We start from the raw sequence: 22,267 nt of genomic DNA on the forward strand, positions 1-22,267 counted from the left end.
GGAGCGCTTCAATGGCTAAAATTTCTTTCCGTCAGGCGTTGAACGATGCTCTCCGCCTGGAAATGGCTCGCGACCCGCGTGTGATCATGATGGGTGAAGACCTGACTGGTGGTGCTGGTGGCAATGGTGTCAAGGATGCCTGGGGTGGCGCCTTCGGCGTGACGCGTGGTCTGCTTGGTGAGTTCGGCCCCGAACGAATTCGCGATACCCCGATCAGTGAAACTGCTTTCATCGGCGCTGCGGCAGGCGCCGCTCTGACAGGTATGCGCCCCGTCGCGGAACTGATGTTTGTGGACTTCGCTGGCGTTTGTCTAGACCAAATCGTCAACCAGATCGCGAAGTTCCGATATATGTTCGGCGGTCGCGCCCGAACTCCGTTGGTGATCCGTGCTACCTACGGCGCTGGTACTCGCTCTGCAGCACAGCATACCCAGGCGTTCTACCCGATTTTCACGCACTTCCCAGGGCTGAAAGTTGTTATACCGTCGAACCCTTACGACGCTAAAGGCTTGTTGCTTCAGGCTATGCGTGATGATGACCCTGTCATTTTCCTGGAGAACAAGATGCTGTACGACACCATGGGTGAAGTACCCGACGGTTCGTACACTGTGCCGTTCGGTGAAGCCAAGGTCGTACGCGATGGTAAGGATGTGATGATCGTTGCCATCGGTCGAATGGTTAAAATTGCTGAAGAAGCTGCTCGGAAACTTCAGTCGGATGGCATTTCTGCGTGTGTGATTGATCCTCGTACCACTTCGCCTCTCGATGAAGACACGCTGATCGAGTTCGCAGAGGAGATCGGTCGAGTCGTCATTGTTGACGAAGCCACTCCCCGCTGTGGTATGGCAGCTGACATTTCCGCAATGCTCGCTGATAAATGCTTCGACTCGCTTCGTGCGCCTATCAAAATGGTTACTGCGCCACATACGCCAGTTCCCTACGCACCCAATCTTGAAGACCTTTATGTGCCGAATGCGGACGCGGTCATCAAGGCGGTCAAGTCGATCATTGAGAGGTAAGAGGTATGTCGATTGAAGCTGTAACGATCCCCAAATGGGGGATGACTATGACCGAGGGGATCGTTAGCGATTGGCTGGTTGCCGAAGGTGACGAGGTCTCGCGTGGCCAGGAAATCATCGAAGTTGAATCTACCAAGACTACCAATGCGGTTGAGTCGGCGGCGAGTGGCATTCTACGCCGTATCGTCGTAGAGGCCGGTGAGACTGCACCGGTTGGAGCTCTGGTTGGCGTAATCGCGGATGCGTCCGCGAGCGATGAGGACATTGATGCATTTATTGCTTCTTTCGCTGGTGCGAGTGGCGCAGAAGAGGAAGAGGATTCAAATGCAGCATCGATCAAAACGGTCGATGTGGGTAATGGGGCAGTGGTTAATGTCCTCACGCTAGGGGCTGAGTCGGATAGCAATGTGGTATTGCTGCACGGTTTTGGTGGGGATGTCTCAACCTGGCTCTTTAACCAGGACGCCTTCGCCCAAAAGCATCGAGTTGTCGCGGTAGACCTACCAGGTCATGGCGCCTCTTCGCCGACTCAGGGGAGCGATGTATTCCCAAGCCTGGTGGCCTCGATTGAGCGGGCACTTGAGATTTCCGCTCCTGGCAAGTTGCATTTGGTAGCTCATTCATTTGGCGGCGCTGTAGCTGCAGCAATCGCTGCGCATCAGCCTGAACGGGTTGCCTCGATAACACTGATCGCTCCTGTTGGCCTCGGCAAGGTCATCAATAAGGAGTTCTTGGATGACTTCATCACTGCAGAGCGTCGTAAGCCGTTGAAGGATGTGTTGGAGCGTCTGCTGGCCGATCCTTCGAAAATAAGCAACGACATGATTGAGGGTACCCTCCGCTTCAAGCGGCTTGAGGGTGTGCCGGAAGCGCTTGCAGCGATCAGGGATACAATTGTTGACGGCGACGGGCAGCGACATTCGATTACGGAAACTCTCGCGAACTTCGCTGGCCCAGTTGCATTGATTTGGGGTGGTAAAGACAAGATCGTTCCACTGCCAGATGGTTCGCAAATTCCTTCCAATGCGAAGTTTAGCGTAATTGAAGATGCTGGTCATATGCCACAAATGGAGGCTTCTTCAGAAGTTAACTCCATTGTTTTGGATAATATCAGTAAGTCTCTTTAGTTATATGTGGTCATCAGCATGTAACTTGCATGCTGATGAATACCAGAAGATTTTGAAGTTTGCGAGGTTGTTATGGCCAATCGCTTGACGGGTAAACTCGTTCTTTTAACGGGTGGCGTAGCTAATATCGGGTTATCTATCTTGGAGGCTTTTGTTGAAGAAGGCGCCAAGGTGGCGGTGATCGATATTGACGCTGAGCGCGGTGCGCAGGTGGAAAAGCGCTTCCATGGAGTAGTTAAGTTTTTTCGCGCAGATCTGAGCAACGAGTCCCAAATTCGTGATGTGGTCAATGAAGTGTCTGGATGGATGGGTGGGATAAATACTCTCTGTCTGAATGCGGGAATTCAACTTTCTGGGCGCCTTGAAGAGTTCACAACTGAGGCGTGGGATAAAGTCTACTCCATTAACGTTAGAGCCAACTTTATCTTTATTCGGGAGGCACTAAAATACCTTCGGGAAGCTAAGAAGTCCTCCGTTGTTTTGATGTCTTCGCTTGCCGGCAAACGAGGAGCACCTGGACTTTCTTGCTATTCCTCATCCAAATCCGCAGTGATCGGACTCACCAATACGTTAGCCATTGAGCTTGCAAAGGATGGCGTGCGTGTTAACGCCGTATGCCCGGGGTGGATCAACACACCTTTCAATGATCCGGTCATTGACTTTATTGGTGGTAAGGAGAAGCAGGAGTCACTGGTCAAATCCTCGATTCCGCTAGGGCGCGAAGCTACGCCTGATGAAGTTGCGCCGCTTTTTGTATACCTGGCATCGGACGAGTCTTCTTACGTGACCGCACAAGCAATTAACGTTTGCGGTGGTGTTTACAACTGACACTGGAGCTTTGAAATGACTGCACTGATTACTCATGAAGTGGCCATGGCCGCTCTTCAAGCAGGGGTTCAGAAAGCTAAAGAGTTGGATCAACGGTCATCGCTTTCAATCGTTGATGTTGGTGGTCATCTGATTGGCTTCGTTCGTGTAGACGATGCTGCGTTCGGGACGATTGAGATCGCCAATAACAAGGCGTATACCGCGGCCGCTTTGCGACAGCCATCCGGCACTTGGATGTCGCTCTCTCAGCCAGGGCAAGAACTGTACGGTATTGAGCGCTCATGTGCGCGGCCATTTGTGGTTTTTGGTGGCGGTCTTCCAGTGACAGTAGATGGCAATGTAGTAGGCGGCGTTGGCGTTTCAGGTGGGCCAGAAGAAGCTGATGTGGCCATTGCGACTGCCATGGTTGCCGTACTTCAAACGAAGTAAGCACTTCATAATATAACGGTAGGAATCCCATCATGGATCCGATCAAAGAAATGCAAGCGAAATCTGCTGCCGAAGTAAGGCAGATGATTCGCAATGGAAGCTTGCGTGTACCGACCAGCGGATTTGCTGACGGTTTCATGCAGGCTAACCTTATGATTCTGCCGAAGCGATTTGCTGATGATTTCAAAATCTTCTGCGACCTGAATCCAAAAAGTTGCCCGCTCGTTGCTATGGGAAAACCAGGTGACCCAGGTCTACCACTAGCTGGACAAATTGATATACGAACTGATGTAGCTCGTTATCGAATCTATCGGAATGGTGTCCACACCGAAACTGTAGATAGCTTGCTTGATGTCTGGCGCGACGATTTTGTAACGTTTGCTTTGGGATGCTCATTCTCATTTGAGAACGCTATTCTGAACGCGGGTATTGAAATTCAGCACATTACTGCTAATCGCAATGTTCCCATGTATGTCACTAATCTGCCAACCAAGGAGTTTGGCCCATTCAAGGGCTCCATGGTCGTATCGATGAGGGCGTTCCGGCCAAAGGATGCAATTGACGCGATTGTGTTGTCCAATCAGTTTCCACTTGCTCATGGTGCTCCTGTTCATATCGGTGACCCTGCTCAGATCGGCATCGAAAACATAGACAAGCCTAACTTTGGCGACGAACCTGTCTACCGAGATGGGGACATCTTTGGATTCTGGGCATGTGGAGTCACACCTCAAATGGCGATTAAGCAAGCAGGAGTTGATATCGCGATTACTCATGAGCCAGGTTACATGCTTGTGACGGATCTTCCTGCGGATGTGCCTAATCTTTCTGTTGCTTAATCAGTAATTTTTTAAAGCGGTGATATATGTCAGAGCATAATGCTGAGGTTGTATGGGTCACCGCGGAGCATCGCGATAAGGCGGATACCTACAGTCGCGACTTAGAGGTGCATATCGGTGATGAGATCACCATTCCTGCTTCTGCCGCCGCGGACTATATGGGGTCGCCTGAGAAAGCAGATCCAGAGCAGTTGTTGGTGAGTGCACTTGCTAGCTGCCATATGCTTTATTTTTTGGCGATTTGTGAAGGGCAAGGTTACACAGTTAGTCGCTATAGCGACTCTGCGAAAGGTTTCGTTACCAAACGTGGGGAAGGTGGATTTTGGATCTCTCAAATAGTATTACGCCCGAGAGTGGAATTTTCATCAACCAAACAGCCAGATCACCAAACGCTTCAGCGACTGCATCATCGCGCTCATAAAGGCTGCTTTATTGCAAACTCAATTAAAACTGAAGTCGCTATTGAGATTGCTTGATTTACAAACGTCAACGAGAAGGTGAAGTAAATGAAAAATAAACTGTTTGTTGTTGCGGTGACTCATGCTCAGCCAGGTAAGGAAGCAGAGCTCCAGAAGGCCTTGTTGGAGCTGGTTAGTTACGCAAAGACTGAGCCTGGCTTCGTTAAGTACGATTTGCATGTCTCGGAAGAGAACTCAGGAGAATTTTTGTTCTACGAAATTTGGGACGATGAAAAGTCGCTTGAGCTGCATGGCAGCACTGACAACATGAAGGCATTCGGTGAGAAATACGGTCATCTCGTGAAGTCTACGACCATGGCGAAGTACAAGCTTTTGTAAGTAGCTCAGAAAGTTCGTCAACGTGATCAACAATGAGTGTGTTGGGTTATGGTAAGTATCGACCTCAATAGCGACCTCGGTGAAAGCTTCGGCGCATGGAAAATGGGTGACGACGCTTCGATGTTGGACATCGTCACCAGCGCCAATATTGCGTGTGGCTTCCATGCGGGAGACCCCGCGGGGATCTTCGCGGTGTTGAAAGAGGCAGTTGCTCGAGGTGTGGCGATTGGCGCTCACGTTGGCTATCGAGATCTGGTGGGGTTTGGTCGAAGGTCAATGGAACCTTCAAGCGCAGAGTTGATTGGTGATGTCATCTATCAGATCGGTGCGCTTCAAGGGTTAGCTGTGGCTGCAGGTACTCGCATCAGCTATGTAAAACCGCATGGTGCTTTGTATAACACCATTGCCAAGGATCACAGGCAGGGCGCTGATGTCATTGCGGCGATCAAGGCGGTCGACCCTCAGTTAACCCTTCTCGCGCTGGCTGGAGCCCCTATTGTAAAGCAGGCACGCGAGGAGGGGCTCCATGTCGTTTGTGAGGCATTTGCAGATAGGGCTTACAACCCTGATGGTTCATTGGTTAATCGACGCCGTGCAGGAGCCGTGCTGCACGATCCAACACTCATTGCACAGCGAATGCTCCGCTGGGTTCGTGAGGGTTTGATTGAAGCTATCGACGGGAGTCTCGTGCCAGTAGAAGCAAGCTCAATCTGTGTTCATGGCGATAACCCGGCAGCGGTCGAAACTGCTCGAGTCCTGAAGGATATTTTTGTTTCCAACAGCGTTCAGCTCCGCAGCTTCACTCAGTGCAAAGAGGTGGCGAACAATGGCTAAGACACTTCAGTTCCTGCCTGCGGGAAGTAATCGATTCATCATTGATTTGGATGATCTCGATACTACGATCCAATTGTTCGAGGCTCTTGCGAGCGCCCTTATTCCAGGGATCGTCGAGATTGTACCTGGCGCTCGTACGTTGTTAGTGACTTACGACCCGCTGGTCGCATTACCACGGGATCTTTACGAGGCCATTTCTACCGTCACTCTGAAAGACTTGGTTGAGCGGTCTGGTGCGCTAGTCGAAATCCCTGTGCGATATGACGGAGAGGATCTCTCATACGTTGCCGAATACTTGGGATGGACGGTAGACAAAGTTATTCAGCGGCACTCCGAGGCCACCTTCACTGTGGCGTTCACAGGCTTCGCTCCTGGTTTCGCCTACATGACTTGTGACGATCCGGCGTTTGAAGTCCCTCGCCGCGATAGTCCACGTACACGAATTCCAGCAGGATCTGTCGCACTGGCGGGTCGGTTCTGTGGCATCTACCCCTCGGATACTCCTGGTGGATGGCAACTGCTCGGTACTACCAACGTCCCAATGTGGGATGTAAACCGCGAGCGAGCCGCTCTGTTCAGTCCTGGGGATCGTGTTAGGTTCAGAGCAATAACGGAGGCTGAGGGTTCCCCCGTACTGTCGAATGAAACATGCGACGTGGCAAAAAACACGGACAGGTTGGGACTCAAGGTTCTGGCTTCCGATCGCCCAGCGCTTTTTCAAGATCTTGGACGGCCAGGCAATGCCCACCAGGGTGTGTCCCAGTCAGGTGCTGCAGACCAAGAGGCGTTGCGAGATGCCAATAGCTTGGTAGGCAACCCTCCTGCTACAGCTGCGATTGAGGTTACATACGGAGGTTTCTCACTTCGGACTGATGTGCCAATTACGCTTGCTATTGCAGGTGCACCAGCCCCAATTACGATCCTTACTGTAGATGGACGCAGTCTACTGATATCCAATGAAATGCCTTTCGCGTTGGATGCAGGTGAATCCCTTAACTTGGGAGCACCTCCTACTGGTGTGCGCACCTATCTCGCATTGCGCGGTGGCTATGAAGTCCCCGAGGTCTTGGGTTCATCGTCTACGGACACGCTGGCAAAGATTGGCCCGGCGCCGATCAAAACCGGTGATGTGATAGTTCCCCGTCACGGTTCATGCTCTGCTGTTAATGCTCATCCCCTCGCCACTCCATTACTCCCAAAGGGCTCAGATACGGTTGTACTGGATGTGATTTTGGGGCCGCGGACGGATTGGTTCACACCGGAAGCGATTCGTACATTTGTCGAGCAGTCATGGACAGTTACGCCCGAATCCAGCCGGGTAGGTGTTCGGCTTCATGGGTTGACTGGGCTCGAACGCGATAACGTAGAAGAGCTGCCATCTGAGGGGACATCTCGAGGCTCGATTCAGGTACCACGCAATGGTCAACCCGTACTGTTCTTGGCAGATCACCCGATCACTGGTGGATATCCAGTAATTGCGGTCGTCGCTAATCATCATTTGTCCCTGGCAGCACAGCTTCCAATCGGTGTGCGAGTCCGTTTCAACCTGATTGCCAATTTCGATCCGCAGGTTAAGGAATTTGATCGATGAAGAAGCTACTCATTGCTAATCGTGGCGAGATCGCCATTCGAGTCATCCGAGCCGCACGTGATTACGGAGTCAAATCTGTTGCGATTTACTCCGACGTTGATGCCGAGTCGCTCCATGTGGAGCTTGCAGATGAGGCATATGGCCTTGGCCCCGGGCGTCCCGCAGACACATATCTCAATATTCAGAAAATTGTAGATATCGCCATCAAGGCCGGCGCTGATGCTATCCACCCTGGATACGGATTCCTTTCCGAACGAGCAGAGTTTGCTCAGGCAGTTATAGATGCCGGCATCGCTTGGGTAGGGCCATCGCCTGACGTTATCAATGCTTTGGGGGATAAGGTTGAAGCTCGCCGGATTGCTCAAGCTGTTGGTGCTCCGTTGGTTAAGGGCACACCAGGCCCACTGGCCAACGCTCGCGAGGCGGTAGAGTTCGCCAAAGAAGTTGGACTCCCGCTTGCGATCAAAGCCGCTTTTGGTGGCGGTGGTCGCGGGATGAAGGTCGCGCGAAACCTCGAAGAGGTAGGCCAACTCTTTGACTCAGCTGTGCGAGAAGCCACTGAGGCTTTTGGTCGAGGTGAGTGTTATGCCGAGCAGTTCCTAGATCAGCCGAGGCATATTGAGGCCCAGGTGCTCGCCGATACCCACGGCAATACGGTTGTTTTGGGAACTCGAGACTGTTCTCTACAACGGCGCAATCAAAAGCTAGTCGAAGAGGCACCTGCCCCGTTTATCACTTCAGAGCAACGCCAGTCGATTCATGATTCCGCACGAGCTATTTGTGCTCATGCGGGATATGTCGGAGCTGGCACCGTAGAGTTTCTACTCTCGCAGAACGGGACAATCTCCTTCCTGGAAGTCAATACACGGCTCCAAGTAGAACATCCTGTGACTGAGGTCACTACTGGGGTGGATATTGTTGTAGAGCAGTTGCGAATAGCAGATGGGCTTGCGCTCTCATTCACTCAAACACCCATTGTCCGTGGGCATGCTTTCGAGTTCCGAATCAATGCTGAAGATCCAGGTCGTGGCTTCCTACCTACGCCAGGTCGCATAGAGAAATTCCGTGCACCCTCCGGCCCCGGTGTTCGACTCGACACTGGTGTGGAATCAGGGTCAATGATTCCAGGTCTCTACGACTCCTTGATGGCTAAGCTGATCGTTTCAGGTGATACGCGTGAGGAGGCAATCAATCGGGCACGCCGTGCACTGGCGGAGTTTGAGATTGCCGGTGTCGCCTCGGTATTGCCGTTCCACCGTGCGGTGATTGATGAGCCAGCGTTCAATGGCACCGAAAAATTCGGCGTTTATACAACGTGGATCGAAACCGAGTTCAAGGGTGTCACACCTGCAAGTCGGGTGGAGCCAGCGGAAAGTAACCTTATTCGCTGTTTCATCGAGATCGACGGTAAGCGGCATGAGCTTGGTCTACCTCCCGGATTGTTTGCGGGTAATTCGCCTCAACAGTCTGTCCAAGGTTCGCAAGAGGTGGGTGACTCTGCCTCAGTAGAGGCGCCTATTCCCGGAACACTGCAGCAATGGCTGGTGGAGGAGGGGGCAATCGTGCAGGCGGGTGACGCAGTTGCATTGGTTGAAGCAATGAAAATGGAGACCAAAGTAGTTGCTCGACTCAGCGGAACAATCAAATTGTCCGCAAGTGTGGGCGCACTGGTATCGCTAGGGCAGGAAATCGCAAAGATTACCCCGCTTGATGCCTGAGCTCAGTTTCAGAGGGGCGTGTTTCATTGATGCGTCCCTACGCTGGAGAACCAGTATTTGGGCTTCCTGAATTCTGGAGTTGTTTAATCTGAAGCAGGGCTACGACGCACACGTCGGCCCAACGGAGTATGGATCGTGAAAAAATACAATGTCGCGCTGATCGGGACTGGCTTCATGGGCAAAGCCCACTCCATTGCTACTGCAGTCGTTCCAATTCTTTTCGGTGCGCCGGTAGAAATTGAACGAAAGGTGATTGTAGATATCGATGAGGAGCTGGCACAAAACGCAGCAAAGCGATATGGATTCTCTGAATACGCTACGGACTGGCGCGATGTAGTTAATCGCCCGGATATCGATATCATCGATATCTGTACCCCGAACGACTCTCACGCCGAGATCGCCATCGCCGCAGCGCTGGCGGGCAAGCATGTCATGTGCGAAAAACCAATGGCCATGACTGTCGAAGATGCCGAGAAAATGCAGGCAGCTGCCGAAAAAACCGGCGTAATCACCATGGTATCCTACAACTATCGTCATACCCCGGCAGTTCAGATGGCCAAGCGTCTGATTGATGAAGGTCGTATCGGCGACATCCTGAATTTCCGTGGCTACTATCTGCAAGACTGGGGCGCTGATCCAGAGCTCCCACTGTCCTGGCGTTTCAACAAGGCCAAAGCTGGCTCAGGTACGCTGGGTGATATCGGTACTCACGTTATTGATGCCGCGCGTCTGTTGGTAGGTGAGTTCTCCTCGGTGAACTCCATTGTGAAGACCTTTATTAACGAGCGTCCGCTGCCCGAGGGTCGTTTCTTTGGCCCAGCAGGACAAGCTTCCTCTGAGCGTGGCAAGGTCGATGTGGATGACGCCGCACTTACCATGATCAAGTTCACCAATGGTGTGTATGGCACTATAGAGGTAACTCGTAATGCTTGGGGTCATCACAACCAGCTTGGCTTCGAAATCTACGGTACCAAGGGTTCGATTGCATTCGATTACCAGCGTCTGAACGAGCTTCGTGTTGCGTTCGCCGATGATCCTAAAGATACATTTGGCTTCCGTACCATCTACTCCGGCCCTCATCAGCCGTTCGGTGACAAACTTTGGCCTGTTGCTGGTATGGGGCAAGGTTACATCGATATTAAATCGATCGAATGGTACAACTTCTTGAAGGCAATCGCTGAAAAGACCCCGGCATCGCCAAACTTCAACGATGGGCTTCAAATTGAGCGTATTGCTGACGCGATTTTGAACTCCGGCGTGAGTGGTGAGTGGGAAAACATCGAGCAGCCGTCTAAGTAACCTTCGACGCATTCCGAGGTGGGCGCGTAAACCGCGCCTGCTTGCTGTCATCCGAAAAATATCCATGTTGATGTTTCTGGGGGACTAGGAGATGAGCGTTTCTATAGGTTTGATTGGTGCAGGAGTCATGGGCTCCGAGCACGGTAGAATTCTATCGCTGGACACACCGCGCAGCACTCTGACTGCTGTTTGCGATTACGATGAGGCTCGGGCACGAAATATCGTGGGAAAAGGACGTGTCTTCAAAGACCCATTGGAGTTAATTCACTCGTATGATGTCGATGCTGTTGTGATCGCATCTCCTGATTCCACGCATTTTGAACTCGTATTGGCTTGTATCGAAGCAGGGAAACCTGTTCTTTGTGAAAAGCCCTTGGCAATGAAAAGCGCAGAGGCGCTAATAATTGTCGACGCCGAAATTAAGAAAGGCAAAAGCCTGGTGCAGGTGGGTTATATGCGCCGTTTCGATCCAGGGTATATGGATTTGAAAACCAACTTTGATGAAGGCGTGATTGGCGCACCAGAGATCCTTCACAACATTCACCGCAATCCAGTGGCGCCTGAGTGGATGACGGGCGAGATGCTCGTGACAAACGCGTTCGTTCACGAAATAGATGTTGCTCGCTGGGTGCTGGGAAGTGAGCTTGACTCGGTGAGGGTCGTGTCCTCTGACAAGGGGGATCCGATGATGATTGTAGCCCGTATGGCTAACGGATCTATCGTGTCAACGGAGTTATTCATGAACTGCAAATTCGGCTACCAGGTACAGGCCGAGTTAGTAGGGAGTGAAGGGACGTTAGCTCTTCCACCATTTGCATCGACGTTGCTTAATAAAATGGGAACCCAATCTTCATTTGTACCGAGTAATTGGATTCCAAGGTTCAGGGCAGCTTACAAAGCACAGTCGCGAGCCTGGGTGGATACCGTGATATCGGGTAGAAAAAATCATGGCGCATCCGCATGGGATGGTTATGTAACTACTGCTGTAGCTGAACGGATTGTTGCGTCGGTAAGTGCTGACGAGACTATTAAGCTGAGCGTTGCTGAGCGGCCTGAGTTCTATTCTTGATTTAGTCGAAGAAGCACATCAATTTTGTTGGCTTTAATTAGCCATGTCTGACCATAAGACAATAATTAGTTAGAGGTGGTCAAGGTGATTCGATACGCCGTCGTAGGGGCAGGTTGGATTTCGCAAACTGCTTTTATTCCCGCTGTAAATCTTACTGGTAATTCGAAGATAACGGCGTTGGTTTCAGGTAGCCCTGAACGTGCAAGCGAGTTGGCTCGAAAATATGATATTCCTCACGTATTCGATTATGAGGGATACGAAGAGTTGGTCGAAAGCGATCTGATTGATGCAGTTTACATCGCTCTGCCAAATCCTCTTCATGCATCTTTTGCAATTCAAGCTGCGAATGCTGGAAAGCACGTCATTGTTGAGAAGCCGATAGCAACATCGCTGCCCGATGCGGATGCGATGATCTCTACTGCAAAGAGATCAGGTGTATTTTTAATGACCAGTTACCGGCTTCATCACGATATCGGTACGATTACAGCACTTGATGCAGTCCGCGATGGACGCATTGGGGATCCCTTGTTTTTTTCGGCAGTATTTAGTTTCCAAAGTGATCCGGAAAATCATCGGCTGAATGTCGAGCATTGGGGCGGGCCATTACAAGATATTGGTATTTATTGTGTGAATGCCGCGCGGCATATATTCAATGCAGAGCCTATTGAAGTATCGGCGATGAGTACTCGCCGCGCAGATGATCCTCGCTTCTCAAGCTTGGATGACTCAATAGCTGTTACTTTGAAGTTTCCAGATAATCGGATGGCCCAGTTTTATTGTAGTTTTGGAGCCTACTCTGTTGATACCTATAGAGTCGTCGGAACACACGGCACTCTATGCATGGATCCAGGGTTTCGATTTGAGACATCAATGGCGATGAAACTCAAGAACGCACATGAAAGTGAATTTGTTAGCTTTCCGCATTTCGATCATTTCGCTGGCCAGATTTCATATTTTTCTGAGTGTATTCAGGTAGGGGTAGAGCCGAGCCCAAATGGTGAAGAAGGCCTTGCTGATCTTGAGGTCTTGTTTGCTATTGAGCGCGCGGCTGCTTCTGGAGTTCCGCAGCGACTATATCCGAAGTCTCCTCGTGTTGGGCCATCAAAAGGCACACTTCGGATGATTGAAAAAGGTGTTAGCCACTGACGTCTGGGCTAAAAAAACCTGTCTAGAAAAGTAAATTATTGGGAGTATTTTTTTTGTATATCGGAGTGCCATTAGAGACTGCAGCTGGCGAAACGCGTGTTGCTGCGACACCTGAAGCGATCAAAAAACTTGTCGCTTCTGGCCATCAAGTTGTTGTTCAGAGAGGTTGCGGTTTGTCCGCCAGTATCTCGGACAGCTCTTATGAGGCCGTTGGTGCCAGTGTGGGGGAGGCTAGCGATGCCTTTGGCGCTGACCTTGTCCTCAAAGTGGTCGCACCTAACGACGATGAGCTCATGCTGTTCAAGCGTGGCGCCGTTGTAGTGGGGATGCTCAACCCGTTTAGCAATGAAACCATCGCCAAATTGGCCGCGAGCGGTATCACTGCGTTTGCCCTGGAAGCGGCGCCACGTACCTCCCGCGCCCAGAGCCTGGACGTACTGTCTTCCCAGGCCAACATCGCGGGCTATAAAGCTGTGCTGCTGGCCGCCCACCACTATCCGCGCTTCATTCCGATGCTGATGACCGCTGCGGGCACCGTGAAAGCGGCGCGCGTGCTGATTCTCGGCGCCGGCGTGGCTGGCCTGCAGGCCATCGCTACAGCGAAGCGTTTGGGAGCGGTGATCGAAGCCTCAGACGTACGTCCCGCGGTCAAGGAGCAGATCGAATCCCTCGGCGCCAAGTTCGTCGACGTGCCTTACGAAACCGATGAAGAGCGTGAATGCGCCGTCGGTGTTGGCGGTTACGCTCGCCCGATGCCGGCCAGCTGGATGCAGCGTCAGGCCGTGGCCGTGCACGAACGCGCCAAGCAGGCCGACATCGTCATCACCACCGCACTGATTCCGGGCCGCAAGGCGCCGACGCTGTTGAGCGCGGAAACCGTGGCACAGATGAAGCCGGGTTCAGTGGTCATCGACCTGGCTGCGGCCCAAGGCGGCAACTGCCCACTGACTGTCGCCGATCAAGTGGTCGTCGAACATGGCGTAACCATCGTCGGCCCGACCAATCTGGCAGCCGCAGTCGCCGCCGATGCCTCGGCTCTGTATGCACGCAACCTGCTGGACTTCATGAAACTGTTGTTCGACAAAGACGGACAATTGGTGATCAACCTTGAAGACGATATCGTCGCCGCGTGCCTGATGTGCCGCGACGGCCAGATCGTGCGCAAGAACAGCTGAGGATAAAAACAATGGAAGACATGCTGATCTCTCACGGTATCTACAACCTGATCATCTTCGTGCTGGCGATCTATGTCGGCTACCACGTGGTCTGGAACGTCACACCTGCACTGCACACGCCACTGATGGCCGTGACCAACGCCATCTCGGCCATCGTGATCGTCGGCGCCATGCTGGCCGCCGCCCTCACCGTGACCCCGCTGGGCAAGACCATGGGCACCCTGGCCGTGGCCCTGGCCGCGGTCAACGTGTTTGGTGGCTTCCTGGTCACCCGGCGCATGCTGGAAATGTTCAAGAAAAAAGCGGCTCCGGCAAAAGCTCCGGCAGCCAAAGCCGCAGCAGCCAAGGCTGAGGTGCAGCAAGCATGAGCATGAACCTGGTTACTTCCCTGTATTTGATCGCCTCGGTCTGCTTCATCCAGGCGCTCAAGGGCCTCTCGCATCCCACCACATCGCGTCGTGGCAACCTGTTCGGCATGCTCGGCATGGGCCTGGCGATCCTCACCACAGTCGGCCTGATCTACAAGTTGGGTTCCGAGTTGGCCCATGACGGCATCGTCTACGTGATCGTCGGCCTGCTGATCGGCGGCACGGCCGGCTCGATCATGGCCAAACGCGTTGAAATGACCAAGATGCCCGAGCTGGTCGCCTTCATGCACAGCATGATCGGCCTGGCCGCGGTGTTCATCGCCGTGGCTGCCGTGGTCGAGCCGCAGTCGCTGGGCATCGTCCAGCAACTCGGTGACGCGATCCCGGCCGGTAACCGCCTGGAACTGTTCCTCGGCGCGGCCATCGGTGCAATCACCTTCTCCGGTTCGGTCATTGCCTTCGGCAAGCTGGCGGGCAAGTACAAGTTCCGCCTGTTCCAGGGTGCGCCGGTACAGTTCAGCGGCCAGCACAAGCTGAACCTGCTGCTGGGCCTGGCCACACTGGGCCTGGGCGTGACCTTCATGCTCACCGGTGACTACACCGCTTTCGCCGTGATGCTGGCGCTGGCCTTCGTGCTTGGCGTGCTGATCATCATCCCGATCGGTGGCGCGGACATGCCAGTGGTCGTGTCGATGCTCAACAGCTACTCCGGCTGGGCAGCGGCGGGTATCGGTTTCTCGCTGAACAACTCGATGCTGATCATCGCCGGTTCGCTGGTGGGCTCGTCCGGTGCGATCCTGTCGTACATCATGTGCAAGGCGATGAACCGTTCCTTCTTTAATGTACTGCTCGGCGGCTTCGGCAATACAGCTGACGCAGGCGGCCCGGCAGGCGCGAAAGAAGCCCGTCCGGTGAAATCCGGTTCGGCTGACGACGCGACCTTCCTGCTGACCAATGCCGACACCGTGATCATCGTTCCGGGCTACGGCCTGGCGGTCGCACGGGCACAGCACGCGCTGAAGGAACTGACCGAGAAGCTGACCCATCGCGGCGTGACCGTGAAGTACGCGATCCACCCGGTTGCCGGTCGTATGCCGGGCCACATGAACGTCCTGCTGGCCGAGGCCGAAGTACCTTATGACCAGGTATTCGAGATGGAAGACATCAACTCCGAGTTCGGCCAGGCCGATGTGGTGCTGGTGCTCGGCGCCAACGACGTGGTCAACCCGGCGGCGAAGAACGATCCGAAATCACCGATTGCCGGCATGCCGATTCTCGAAGCGTTCAAGGCCAAGACCATCATCGTCAACAAGCGCTCGATGGCAAGCGGCTACGCCGGCCTGGACAACGAACTCTTCTATCTGGACAAGACCATGATGGTGTTCGGCGACGCGAAAAAGACTATTGAGGATATGGTCAAGGCGGTTGCGTAGTTCACTGAGCCCATCAGTCCGAGCCCCGCTCGCTGATAACAATAGCTTATCGCCGAATATCGCAAATGGAGATTGGACTACGTCGATTGGATCGCTGAATATCAAACGAGCCTTGTGGATGATGTAAGGGATTTTTTAGTAGCTGTTCGAATGAACTAATTTCCGACTGAGAGCGCACTATGAACAATTATAAAGATCGTGTGGTTGTTGTTACTGGAGCAGGGTCAGGAATGGGGCGGGCAATGGTTGCCGAGTTTGTTTCTCGCCAAGCATATGTTGCTGTATTAGATATAAATCTGAAGGCTGCAGAAGAATCTGTCGCTCAACTGACAAATCCTGAGTTTGCTTTTGCGCATCGTGTGGATGTTAGTGACCCTGAAAGTGTAAAAGAAGCGATCGATGCTGTAATTAAGAAGTGGGGCCGTATCGATCTGCTTTGTAATAACGCTGGGATTCTCGATGGTCATGCCACTGCGCACGAAGTGTCGCTAGAGGAGTGGAATAAAGTCATTGCAGTGAATTTGACTGGGCCTTTCCTTATGGCCCGCGCTGTAATTCCCCAAATGCTCAAGCAAAAGAAAGGCGCGATAATTAATACGTCTTCAACGTCAGGTTTCAGTGCAGCTGGTGGTGGCACCGCTTATACGGCTTCGAAACATGGCGTGATTGGCCTCACGAGGCAGCTAACCTTCGAATATGGTGCTCGTGGCATCAGAGTCAATACCATTTGCCCTGGTGCTACCGCTACACCTTTGGCCATGGCTGATCCTGTCACGGTGAACTCTCCTGATATGGCCGCAGCTCTTCAAAAATTCCCTGCACGCCGCTGGTGTCAGCCAAGCGAAATTGCCAAGTTGGCCGCGTTTTTAGGTGGGGATGAAGCCGACTTTGTTCACGGTAGTGAGTATGTCATGGATGGTGGTTGGCTAGCTGCTGCCCGTGACCCGTTCTAAATAATAGCGGTTCCTATCTTAAAACTTGCAAGGGTGAACATGATGTTTAGCAAGCGTGAATGGCCGGATTGCGGCGTCGAAGGTTTCAAACGCGGTTTTGAAACCGTAGATGGCGTGCGTATGCACTACGTCAGTGGCGGCGTTGAAGATGGCGAAGTGATGGTGCTGGTCTGTGGCTTCCCGCAGAGTTGGTATGCTTGGCGTAAAGTACTACCTGAATTGGGTAAACACTACCGCGTTATTGCACCAGACCTCCCTGGTCAGGGTGATTCGGATCGTCCTGCCAACTGTGACACCGCCAATATCGCTCGCCTTCTGCGCGGTCTGATGGACAAGATCGGGGTAGATAAGCATTCATTAGTATCGCACGATCTTGGTGCTTGGGTTAGCTACCCCTATTGCGCAAACTACGGTGACAAGGTCACCGGTTGGGCTATTTTGGACTGTGGTATTCCAGGAATCAGTTTGCCTGACAACCTTCCTTGGGCCGCCAATGTCGCCTGGCGCACCTGGCATTGCGGATTCCATAACCTTGTAGATTTGCCAGAAGCCTTGTTGGAAGGGCGTGAGCACATTTATCTGCAATGGTATCTGCAGCGCAAAGCTGCAATCCCGCAGATTTTCACTCAAGACGACTTTGAAGAATACCTGCGTGTGTTCAAGCTCAATGGACTCAAGGGCGGGTTGGCTTACTACCGCGCCATGTCCGTGTCCGCCGACCAGAACCGGGAGCTGACCAAGAAAGGCAAGTTGCAAGTCCCGATCCTCGCGGTGCGTGCCGACCAAGGCTCGATGCCTGATTTGGTAGGTGAGCTGCAAAAAATCGCAACTAATGTCACCGGCACCATGGTGCGCAGCGGTCACTACATCCCAGAAGAGCAGCCTGAGCAGCTGGTCAACGAACTGGTGAAGTACTTCTCTGATCTGTGACGCCTTGCGGGGGCTGCACTGAGCAAGAGGATGTCTACTGAACGTTAGCGGCTTGGGGAAAGGTCAGTCGTTAACGTGCCAGTGGTGAGACTGCTGCAGGCTTTTCACAGGGACATTCTACGCTTTACATGGCTTTGCTAGGAGTTCGTCTTGCTGCGGCTCCTAGCCTTTTTATCTGATTAATTGTCTTCTCACGCGGCTGCCGCTGTGAGTCGCTTTTTTTTGTGTCCCAAAATGATCCAGAAACAATCTCGTGCAGCGCTTTAGACTCCTCGGCGAGATATGGGCGCACCTCACGTAAAAATCTCAGAGTACGTGGAAGTAATTAGCGCGGGATTTTATTGCGAAGCTTTTGGTAAGTTGGATATATCTAATAGGGGATAAAATAATGACGAATGTCAGCCAGATAAAGGTGAGTTATCATGATGACCCGCGAGTGTTGGCCGAGCAATCGGCAGAAGACTATTCTCGGCATGTAGTTCCTCTCGCCGCGCGATCTGGCCGTTGGAGTCTGGCAATGGCATCTTGGTCGGTGCTCAGTGCTTTGTTCTATCTTTATATTAGCGTGGCTGTAGCGCAGGCAGTTGGAACTCGTAGTGCATTGATTGGCATTGGATTGTCGATTTTGTTCTACGGATTGATAAACTACATTATCTGTCAGCGTTCTATAAAAAATGGACTTTCGGTAGCCCTGCTCTCCAGAGGCATTTTCGGTAACGCAGGCGCAATCATTTCGTCGCTGCTGTTTGCTGTCACTGCAATTTATTACGCAGTTTTTGAAGGCTCTATCATCGCTGTTGCATTTCAACAGTATTTTGCACCAGACAGTGACATTCGATGGTGGTATTTGTTGGTGGTTCTCTATGCTATGCCGCTCGTTATGGGTGGGGTACAAGTGTGGATGGACAAACTCAACGGAGCTTTATTGCCGCTGTATGTTGGAGGCTTGCTGTTGATTATTGTCATGGCGGGCAACCGCTTTGGGTTTTCGACAGACTTTCTCTCTATACAGCCTTCGTTGGATACCAGTATGCCCGGGTGGTTGTGGGCGTTCATCGTCTACATGGGAATCTGCGTTAACATGATGGTGACCGCAGAGTTCTCTCGATTTGGCAAGCCTGAGGATGCGAAATTCCATGGAGTTATCACTTTCGGGCCAGTATTCTACTTTGCGCTCTATGCTGTAAACGGACTGGCTGGCATCTTCATTATGGACACAGTCTTTCCTGGTCTGAAGGCCAGTGAGCAAGGGATAGCTGAAGCCGTACTGAAGTCTTCAGGCTTGGTGGGTTTGTTATTCATCCTGATCAGCCAAACTCGTATCAACACCGCCAATTACTATATGGCATCTTTAAATATGGCAGGGTTTGCAGCGCGAGGACTCGGACTGCGATGGTCTCGAGGCGTATGGGTACTGTTCGTCGGTGCATGTGTTTACCTACTGATGCTGACAAATGTCTTCAGCTATTTGCTCAAAGCGTTGGCATGGCAGGGTGTTGCAGTTACATCTTGGGTCGCGATTCTCCTGACTCATTACGCTCTATATCCAGACCCCAAAAGTGACGAATTCCGCCCTGGCAGAGTGAAGGCAATCATGCCTGGTGCGTGGGCAATTCTATTATCAACCGCTGTCGGAATATCGTTGATCGAGTTAGGAGATAAGGGCGCCTGGTATGTGGAGATCGCGCCAATACTGATTGCGATTCTCGCAGCTTCGAGCTATTGGATTATCAATAAATTAGCGGAAAGTCGACCGCTTGTGCGTTTGGCTGAGCTTCGTGAGGAAGTGCAGGATGTGTGGCGCCAGCACATTGAGTGCCACGTCTGCGATCGCTCTTACAGTGCCATTGAAATGGACAGGGATCCGTCGGCAAGTCAGCAAGCTATCTGCACTGGGTGTGCTGAAGGAAATCAGAACTTCCTAAAATCCGTGAAACTGGAATCTCATCAGTTGAGTGTGCTGTCAAAAAATCAGTCAGGTGTGGAAGGCTTGAGATAAAAGTGATTAGTAATCAGTTGGATGGCCACTTCATCTCGTAACCTGAGATTGGGTGAGCCATCTCACAAACGGAAACTCAGCTGTCCTTGGATTTGTGTTTGGCCGTAAACCTTATCCTGTTTTCAGGATGAGGTTTTATGCTGTCGAGCTTTTACTAAATAAAAACGTCTGCGGTTGATTTAGTGTTGAATCGATTGTTTTGTACAAAAAATAAATAAGATCCCAATGTTTTATTTTGTCGCTATCTGCCATTTTTAGCTGAATTACTGCGGCTGGCTTTTTTGTGAGCATCAGTGCTTGTATTAGTCTTAGGTGAGATGATGAAACATAAGGTTGTAATTGTTGGTGGTGGAGCAGGTGGACTTGAGCTGGCGACTAAACTTGGGAGAACACTCGGAAAGCGCAAAAACGCCGAGATCACGTTGGTTGATGCAAATCTGGCACATATTTGGAAGCCATTACTTCATGAGGTGGCTGCTGGATCACTGGATCCAAGCATTGATGAGCTCAACTACTTCGCTCAAGCAAAATGGAATCACTTTTCGTTCCAATATGGTCGTATGGTTGACTTGGATCGTGACCAGAAAACCATAACGTTTAAGTCCTCGAACTCCGAGGTGCGTGAGATTCAATACGATACCTTGGTTATGGCGGTTGGCAGTCAGTGCAACGATTTTGGGACTCTAGGTGTTCAGGAGTTTTGCCATTTCTTGGATAGTCGCGCCCAGGCTGAGAAGCTTCACAAGCTGCTTCTTTCTCGTTACATGCGTGCACATGCCACGGACAAATCTACCCCTCTGCGAATTTCAATTGTGGGAGCGGGAGCGACCGGTGTTGAGCTGTGTGCAGAGCTTCAGCATGCCATTCGTATTATCGAGGGATATGGTGTTCGTCACGCTTCGCCGTCAACCCTAAAGATAACTTTGGTGGAGGCCGGGCCGCGCGTTCTACCTGTTCTCAATCAAGACGTAAGCGAAACTGTCCATTCCGGACTCACTGATCTTGGTATCGATGTCCGCGTAAGCACGGCTGTGAAGGAAGTCACTGCTGAGGGCGTACGTTTAGCTGACAGCAGCATCGTCAGTGCAGATATGACGATTTGGGCTGCTGGTATCAAAGCACCGGCATTCCTCAAGGAACTAGCTGGGCTTGAGACAAACCGGATCAACCAGCTCCTGGTACGCCGTACATTGCAGACGACTCTAGATGAATCAATCTTTGCCATCGGCGACTGTGCGTCATGCCCAATTTCGGACGAGGGGGGCGGATTTGTTCCACCTCGAGCACAAGCAGCTCACCAGCAGGCGGAAATGCTTAGCAGGAGCTTGTCTCGGTTGATTGCCGGCGGATCGCCTTTGAAATTCAATTATGAAGATCGCGGTACTCTCGTTTCGATGGCGTCATTCAATGCTGTAGGTACGCTGACCGGCTTGCTTGGATACAAGAAGGTCACAGAAGGGCTTGTCGCACGAACCCTCTACATGTCGCTTTATCGGTTGCACCAGGCATCACTCTACGGGGCCCCGCGGATGCTACTTAAGGCGTTTGCCGAGTGGTTACAGCGTAAGACGCGGCCTCGGCTTAAGCTGCATTAAATGAAGCGGTGCTCGTATATTTATCGATGTCTGTCTGGCAGTCATGAGGACTGACTTGATCATACCCTCGGAGGGTTAAAGACAAAGGGGTACAGAAAGACATGTACCCCTTGGTGCTGAACGCACCGATGGTGGCGATTCACCCAGAGCTCTAGTCGTAGTTGATTTCGATTGAGCGTCTTTGAAGAATGGATTGACGGGCGGCGTCCATTACCACTGCCGCATCGTAGGCATCATTCATTGTTGACAACGGTGCTTTGCCTTCCGCCAAGCATTCTCCAAGGAAGAATTTCTGGGCTTGGTAAAAACTGTCCCAGTAAGTCCCATCGTCCCAGAACGGCAGTCTTGCCTCTCCAAACCTCATGGTGTCCCAGGGAACGACGGTCGAACCAGCTTTACCAATGAGTTTGAAGTACACCGACCATGGTTCACGACTGCGGTCGTCTGCTGAGAAGCTGCCCCATAGGTTGGCAATGGTACCGTTCTCATATTCAGCGACGATCATTAACTGGTCATGTGCTTGAGGATCATTGAAATGCACATTTGATCCTGTAGCAAAGACCCGCTGTGGGCGGCCCAGGAAGTAAAGCATGCTGTAGGTATGATGGATCATCAATTCGTGCATTGTTAAATCGGGCTTCCCCATTTCAGCGGGGTGACGCTTATTGTAAATCGCCCAAAAATTTACAATTTCACCCAAATGCCCCTTGTCTATATGGGCTTTAACTCGCCGCATTGTTTCTGCATAGATATAGTTGTGCGACGGCATGCAGACCCGGTTCACTACTTGCGCAATGCTAGCTAGCTCTCGAATTTGCTCTGGGGTGTCACATATTGGCTTCTCTAGAAGGACGTGTTTTTTAGCCAGTAAAGCTTCCTTTGCTAAAGAGAAATGAGTTTCGGCATTTGTGCACACGAACACTGCATCGATGCTTTCATCTGCCAGGAGTGCTTGAGGAGAAGCGTAAACCTCTCCGCCAAACCTCTCCTTAAACGCAGCGGTTTTCGCAGGTGTCCTACCCCAGCCTCCGACGTAGGCTGCGGGATCAATTTCCTGCAGGGCAGTAACGTGGAGTTCGGCTACGTTACCGAGCCCAAGAATTCCTACTTTCATTCTGTTT

21 protein-coding genes are annotated in these 22,267 nt (G+C 51.9%); 20 read left to right on the top strand and 1 reads right to left on the bottom strand.

Features of this window, described 5'->3' with window-relative positions; genetic code table 11:
* Positions 1-11 precede the first annotated feature (11 nt).
* From AC1DKH_RS00605 to AC1DKH_RS00700, 20 genes are all read left to right on the top strand, one after another.
* The gene (locus AC1DKH_RS00605) at positions 12-1,019 is read left to right on the top strand and encodes an alpha-ketoacid dehydrogenase subunit beta (RefSeq protein WP_223507665.1); all 1,008 of its coding nucleotides are present in this window, start codon (positions 12-14) and stop codon (positions 1,017-1,019) included.
* A gap of 5 nt (positions 1,020-1,024) precedes the next feature.
* Positions 1,025-2,146, top strand: a complete 1,122-nt coding sequence (locus tag AC1DKH_RS00610) for an acetoin dehydrogenase dihydrolipoyllysine-residue acetyltransferase subunit (RefSeq protein ID WP_223507666.1) — start codon at positions 1,025-1,027, stop codon at positions 2,144-2,146.
* Between the two features lie 72 nt (positions 2,147-2,218).
* Positions 2,219-2,974: an SDR family NAD(P)-dependent oxidoreductase gene (locus AC1DKH_RS00615; protein ID WP_223507667.1), complete on the top strand. Its 756-nt coding sequence runs from the start codon at positions 2,219-2,221 to the stop codon at positions 2,972-2,974.
* A 15-nt stretch (positions 2,975-2,989) separates the two neighbouring features.
* Positions 2,990-3,403 (top strand): GlcG/HbpS family heme-binding protein, encoded by a 414-nt coding sequence (locus AC1DKH_RS00620; RefSeq protein WP_223507668.1) that lies wholly within the window; start codon positions 2,990-2,992, stop codon positions 3,401-3,403.
* Positions 3,404-3,435: 32 nt separating this feature from the next.
* Entirely contained in the window at positions 3,436-4,239 is an 804-nt protein-coding gene (locus AC1DKH_RS00625) for a putative hydro-lyase (protein ID WP_223507669.1), read from the top strand.
* Between the two features lie 26 nt (positions 4,240-4,265).
* Complete coding sequence (locus AC1DKH_RS00630) at positions 4,266-4,715, top strand: OsmC family protein (protein WP_223507670.1); 450 nt, start codon at positions 4,266-4,268, stop codon at positions 4,713-4,715.
* 30 nt (positions 4,716-4,745) lie between these two features.
* Entirely contained in the window at positions 4,746-5,036 is a 291-nt protein-coding gene (locus tag AC1DKH_RS00635) for a putative quinol monooxygenase (RefSeq protein WP_223507671.1), read from the top strand.
* A 48-nt stretch (positions 5,037-5,084) separates the two neighbouring features.
* On the top strand, positions 5,085-5,870 hold the full coding sequence (locus AC1DKH_RS00640) for a LamB/YcsF family protein (RefSeq protein WP_223507672.1): 786 nt from the start codon (positions 5,085-5,087) through the stop codon (positions 5,868-5,870).
* Positions 5,863-7,461, top strand: coding sequence for a 5-oxoprolinase subunit B/C family protein (locus AC1DKH_RS00645; protein ID WP_223507673.1), 1,599 nt, complete (start codon positions 5,863-5,865; stop codon positions 7,459-7,461). Before AC1DKH_RS00640 ends, AC1DKH_RS00645 begins: the two co-directional genes overlap by 8 nt.
* On the top strand, positions 7,458-9,179 hold the full coding sequence (locus AC1DKH_RS00650; protein ID WP_223507674.1) for an acetyl/propionyl/methylcrotonyl-CoA carboxylase subunit alpha: 1,722 nt from the start codon (positions 7,458-7,460) through the stop codon (positions 9,177-9,179). The genes AC1DKH_RS00645 and AC1DKH_RS00650 overlap by 4 nt, the downstream gene beginning before the upstream one ends.
* A gap of 135 nt (positions 9,180-9,314) precedes the next feature.
* Positions 9,315-10,478 (top strand): Gfo/Idh/MocA family protein, encoded by a 1,164-nt coding sequence (locus AC1DKH_RS00655; protein ID WP_223507675.1) that lies wholly within the window; start codon positions 9,315-9,317, stop codon positions 10,476-10,478.
* 91 nt (positions 10,479-10,569) lie between these two features.
* Entirely contained in the window at positions 10,570-11,547 is a 978-nt protein-coding gene (locus AC1DKH_RS00660; RefSeq protein WP_223507676.1) for a Gfo/Idh/MocA family protein, read from the top strand.
* Positions 11,548-11,631: 84 nt separating this feature from the next.
* On the top strand, positions 11,632-12,693 hold the full coding sequence (locus AC1DKH_RS00665; protein WP_223507677.1) for a Gfo/Idh/MocA family protein: 1,062 nt from the start codon (positions 11,632-11,634) through the stop codon (positions 12,691-12,693).
* 53 nt (positions 12,694-12,746) lie between these two features.
* Positions 12,747-13,868 (top strand): Re/Si-specific NAD(P)(+) transhydrogenase subunit alpha, encoded by a 1,122-nt coding sequence (locus AC1DKH_RS00670; protein WP_223507678.1) that lies wholly within the window; start codon positions 12,747-12,749, stop codon positions 13,866-13,868.
* Between the two features lie 11 nt (positions 13,869-13,879).
* Entirely contained in the window at positions 13,880-14,236 is a 357-nt protein-coding gene (locus AC1DKH_RS00675) for an NAD(P) transhydrogenase subunit alpha part 2 (protein WP_008047189.1), read from the top strand.
* Complete coding sequence (locus tag AC1DKH_RS00680) at positions 14,233-15,669, top strand: NAD(P)(+) transhydrogenase (Re/Si-specific) subunit beta (RefSeq protein WP_223616327.1); 1,437 nt, start codon at positions 14,233-14,235, stop codon at positions 15,667-15,669. The genes AC1DKH_RS00675 and AC1DKH_RS00680 overlap by 4 nt, the downstream gene beginning before the upstream one ends.
* A gap of 179 nt (positions 15,670-15,848) precedes the next feature.
* Positions 15,849-16,622 carry an SDR family NAD(P)-dependent oxidoreductase gene (locus tag AC1DKH_RS00685; protein ID WP_223507681.1) on the top strand — a complete coding sequence of 258 codons (774 nt, stop codon included), beginning with the start codon at positions 15,849-15,851 and terminating at the stop codon, positions 16,620-16,622.
* A gap of 42 nt (positions 16,623-16,664) precedes the next feature.
* Positions 16,665-17,552, top strand: a complete 888-nt coding sequence (locus AC1DKH_RS00690) for an alpha/beta fold hydrolase (protein WP_223507682.1) — start codon at positions 16,665-16,667, stop codon at positions 17,550-17,552.
* Between the two features lie 388 nt (positions 17,553-17,940).
* Positions 17,941-19,551 (top strand): purine-cytosine permease family protein, encoded by a 1,611-nt coding sequence (locus tag AC1DKH_RS00695; RefSeq protein ID WP_223545222.1) that lies wholly within the window; start codon positions 17,941-17,943, stop codon positions 19,549-19,551.
* 320 nt (positions 19,552-19,871) lie between these two features.
* Positions 19,872-21,146 carry an NAD(P)/FAD-dependent oxidoreductase gene (locus tag AC1DKH_RS00700; RefSeq protein ID WP_477797123.1) on the top strand — a complete coding sequence of 425 codons (1,275 nt, stop codon included), beginning with the start codon at positions 19,872-19,874 and terminating at the stop codon, positions 21,144-21,146.
* 151 nt (positions 21,147-21,297) lie between these two features.
* On the opposite strand, the gene AC1DKH_RS00705 is transcribed toward AC1DKH_RS00700, so the two are convergent.
* Complete coding sequence (locus AC1DKH_RS00705; protein ID WP_223507685.1) at positions 21,298-22,260, bottom strand: Gfo/Idh/MocA family protein; 963 nt, start codon at positions 22,258-22,260, stop codon at positions 21,298-21,300.
* Positions 22,261-22,267: the final 7 nt, after the last annotated feature.

It is taken from the genome of Pseudomonas sp. 05L36, assembly GCF_056398125.1.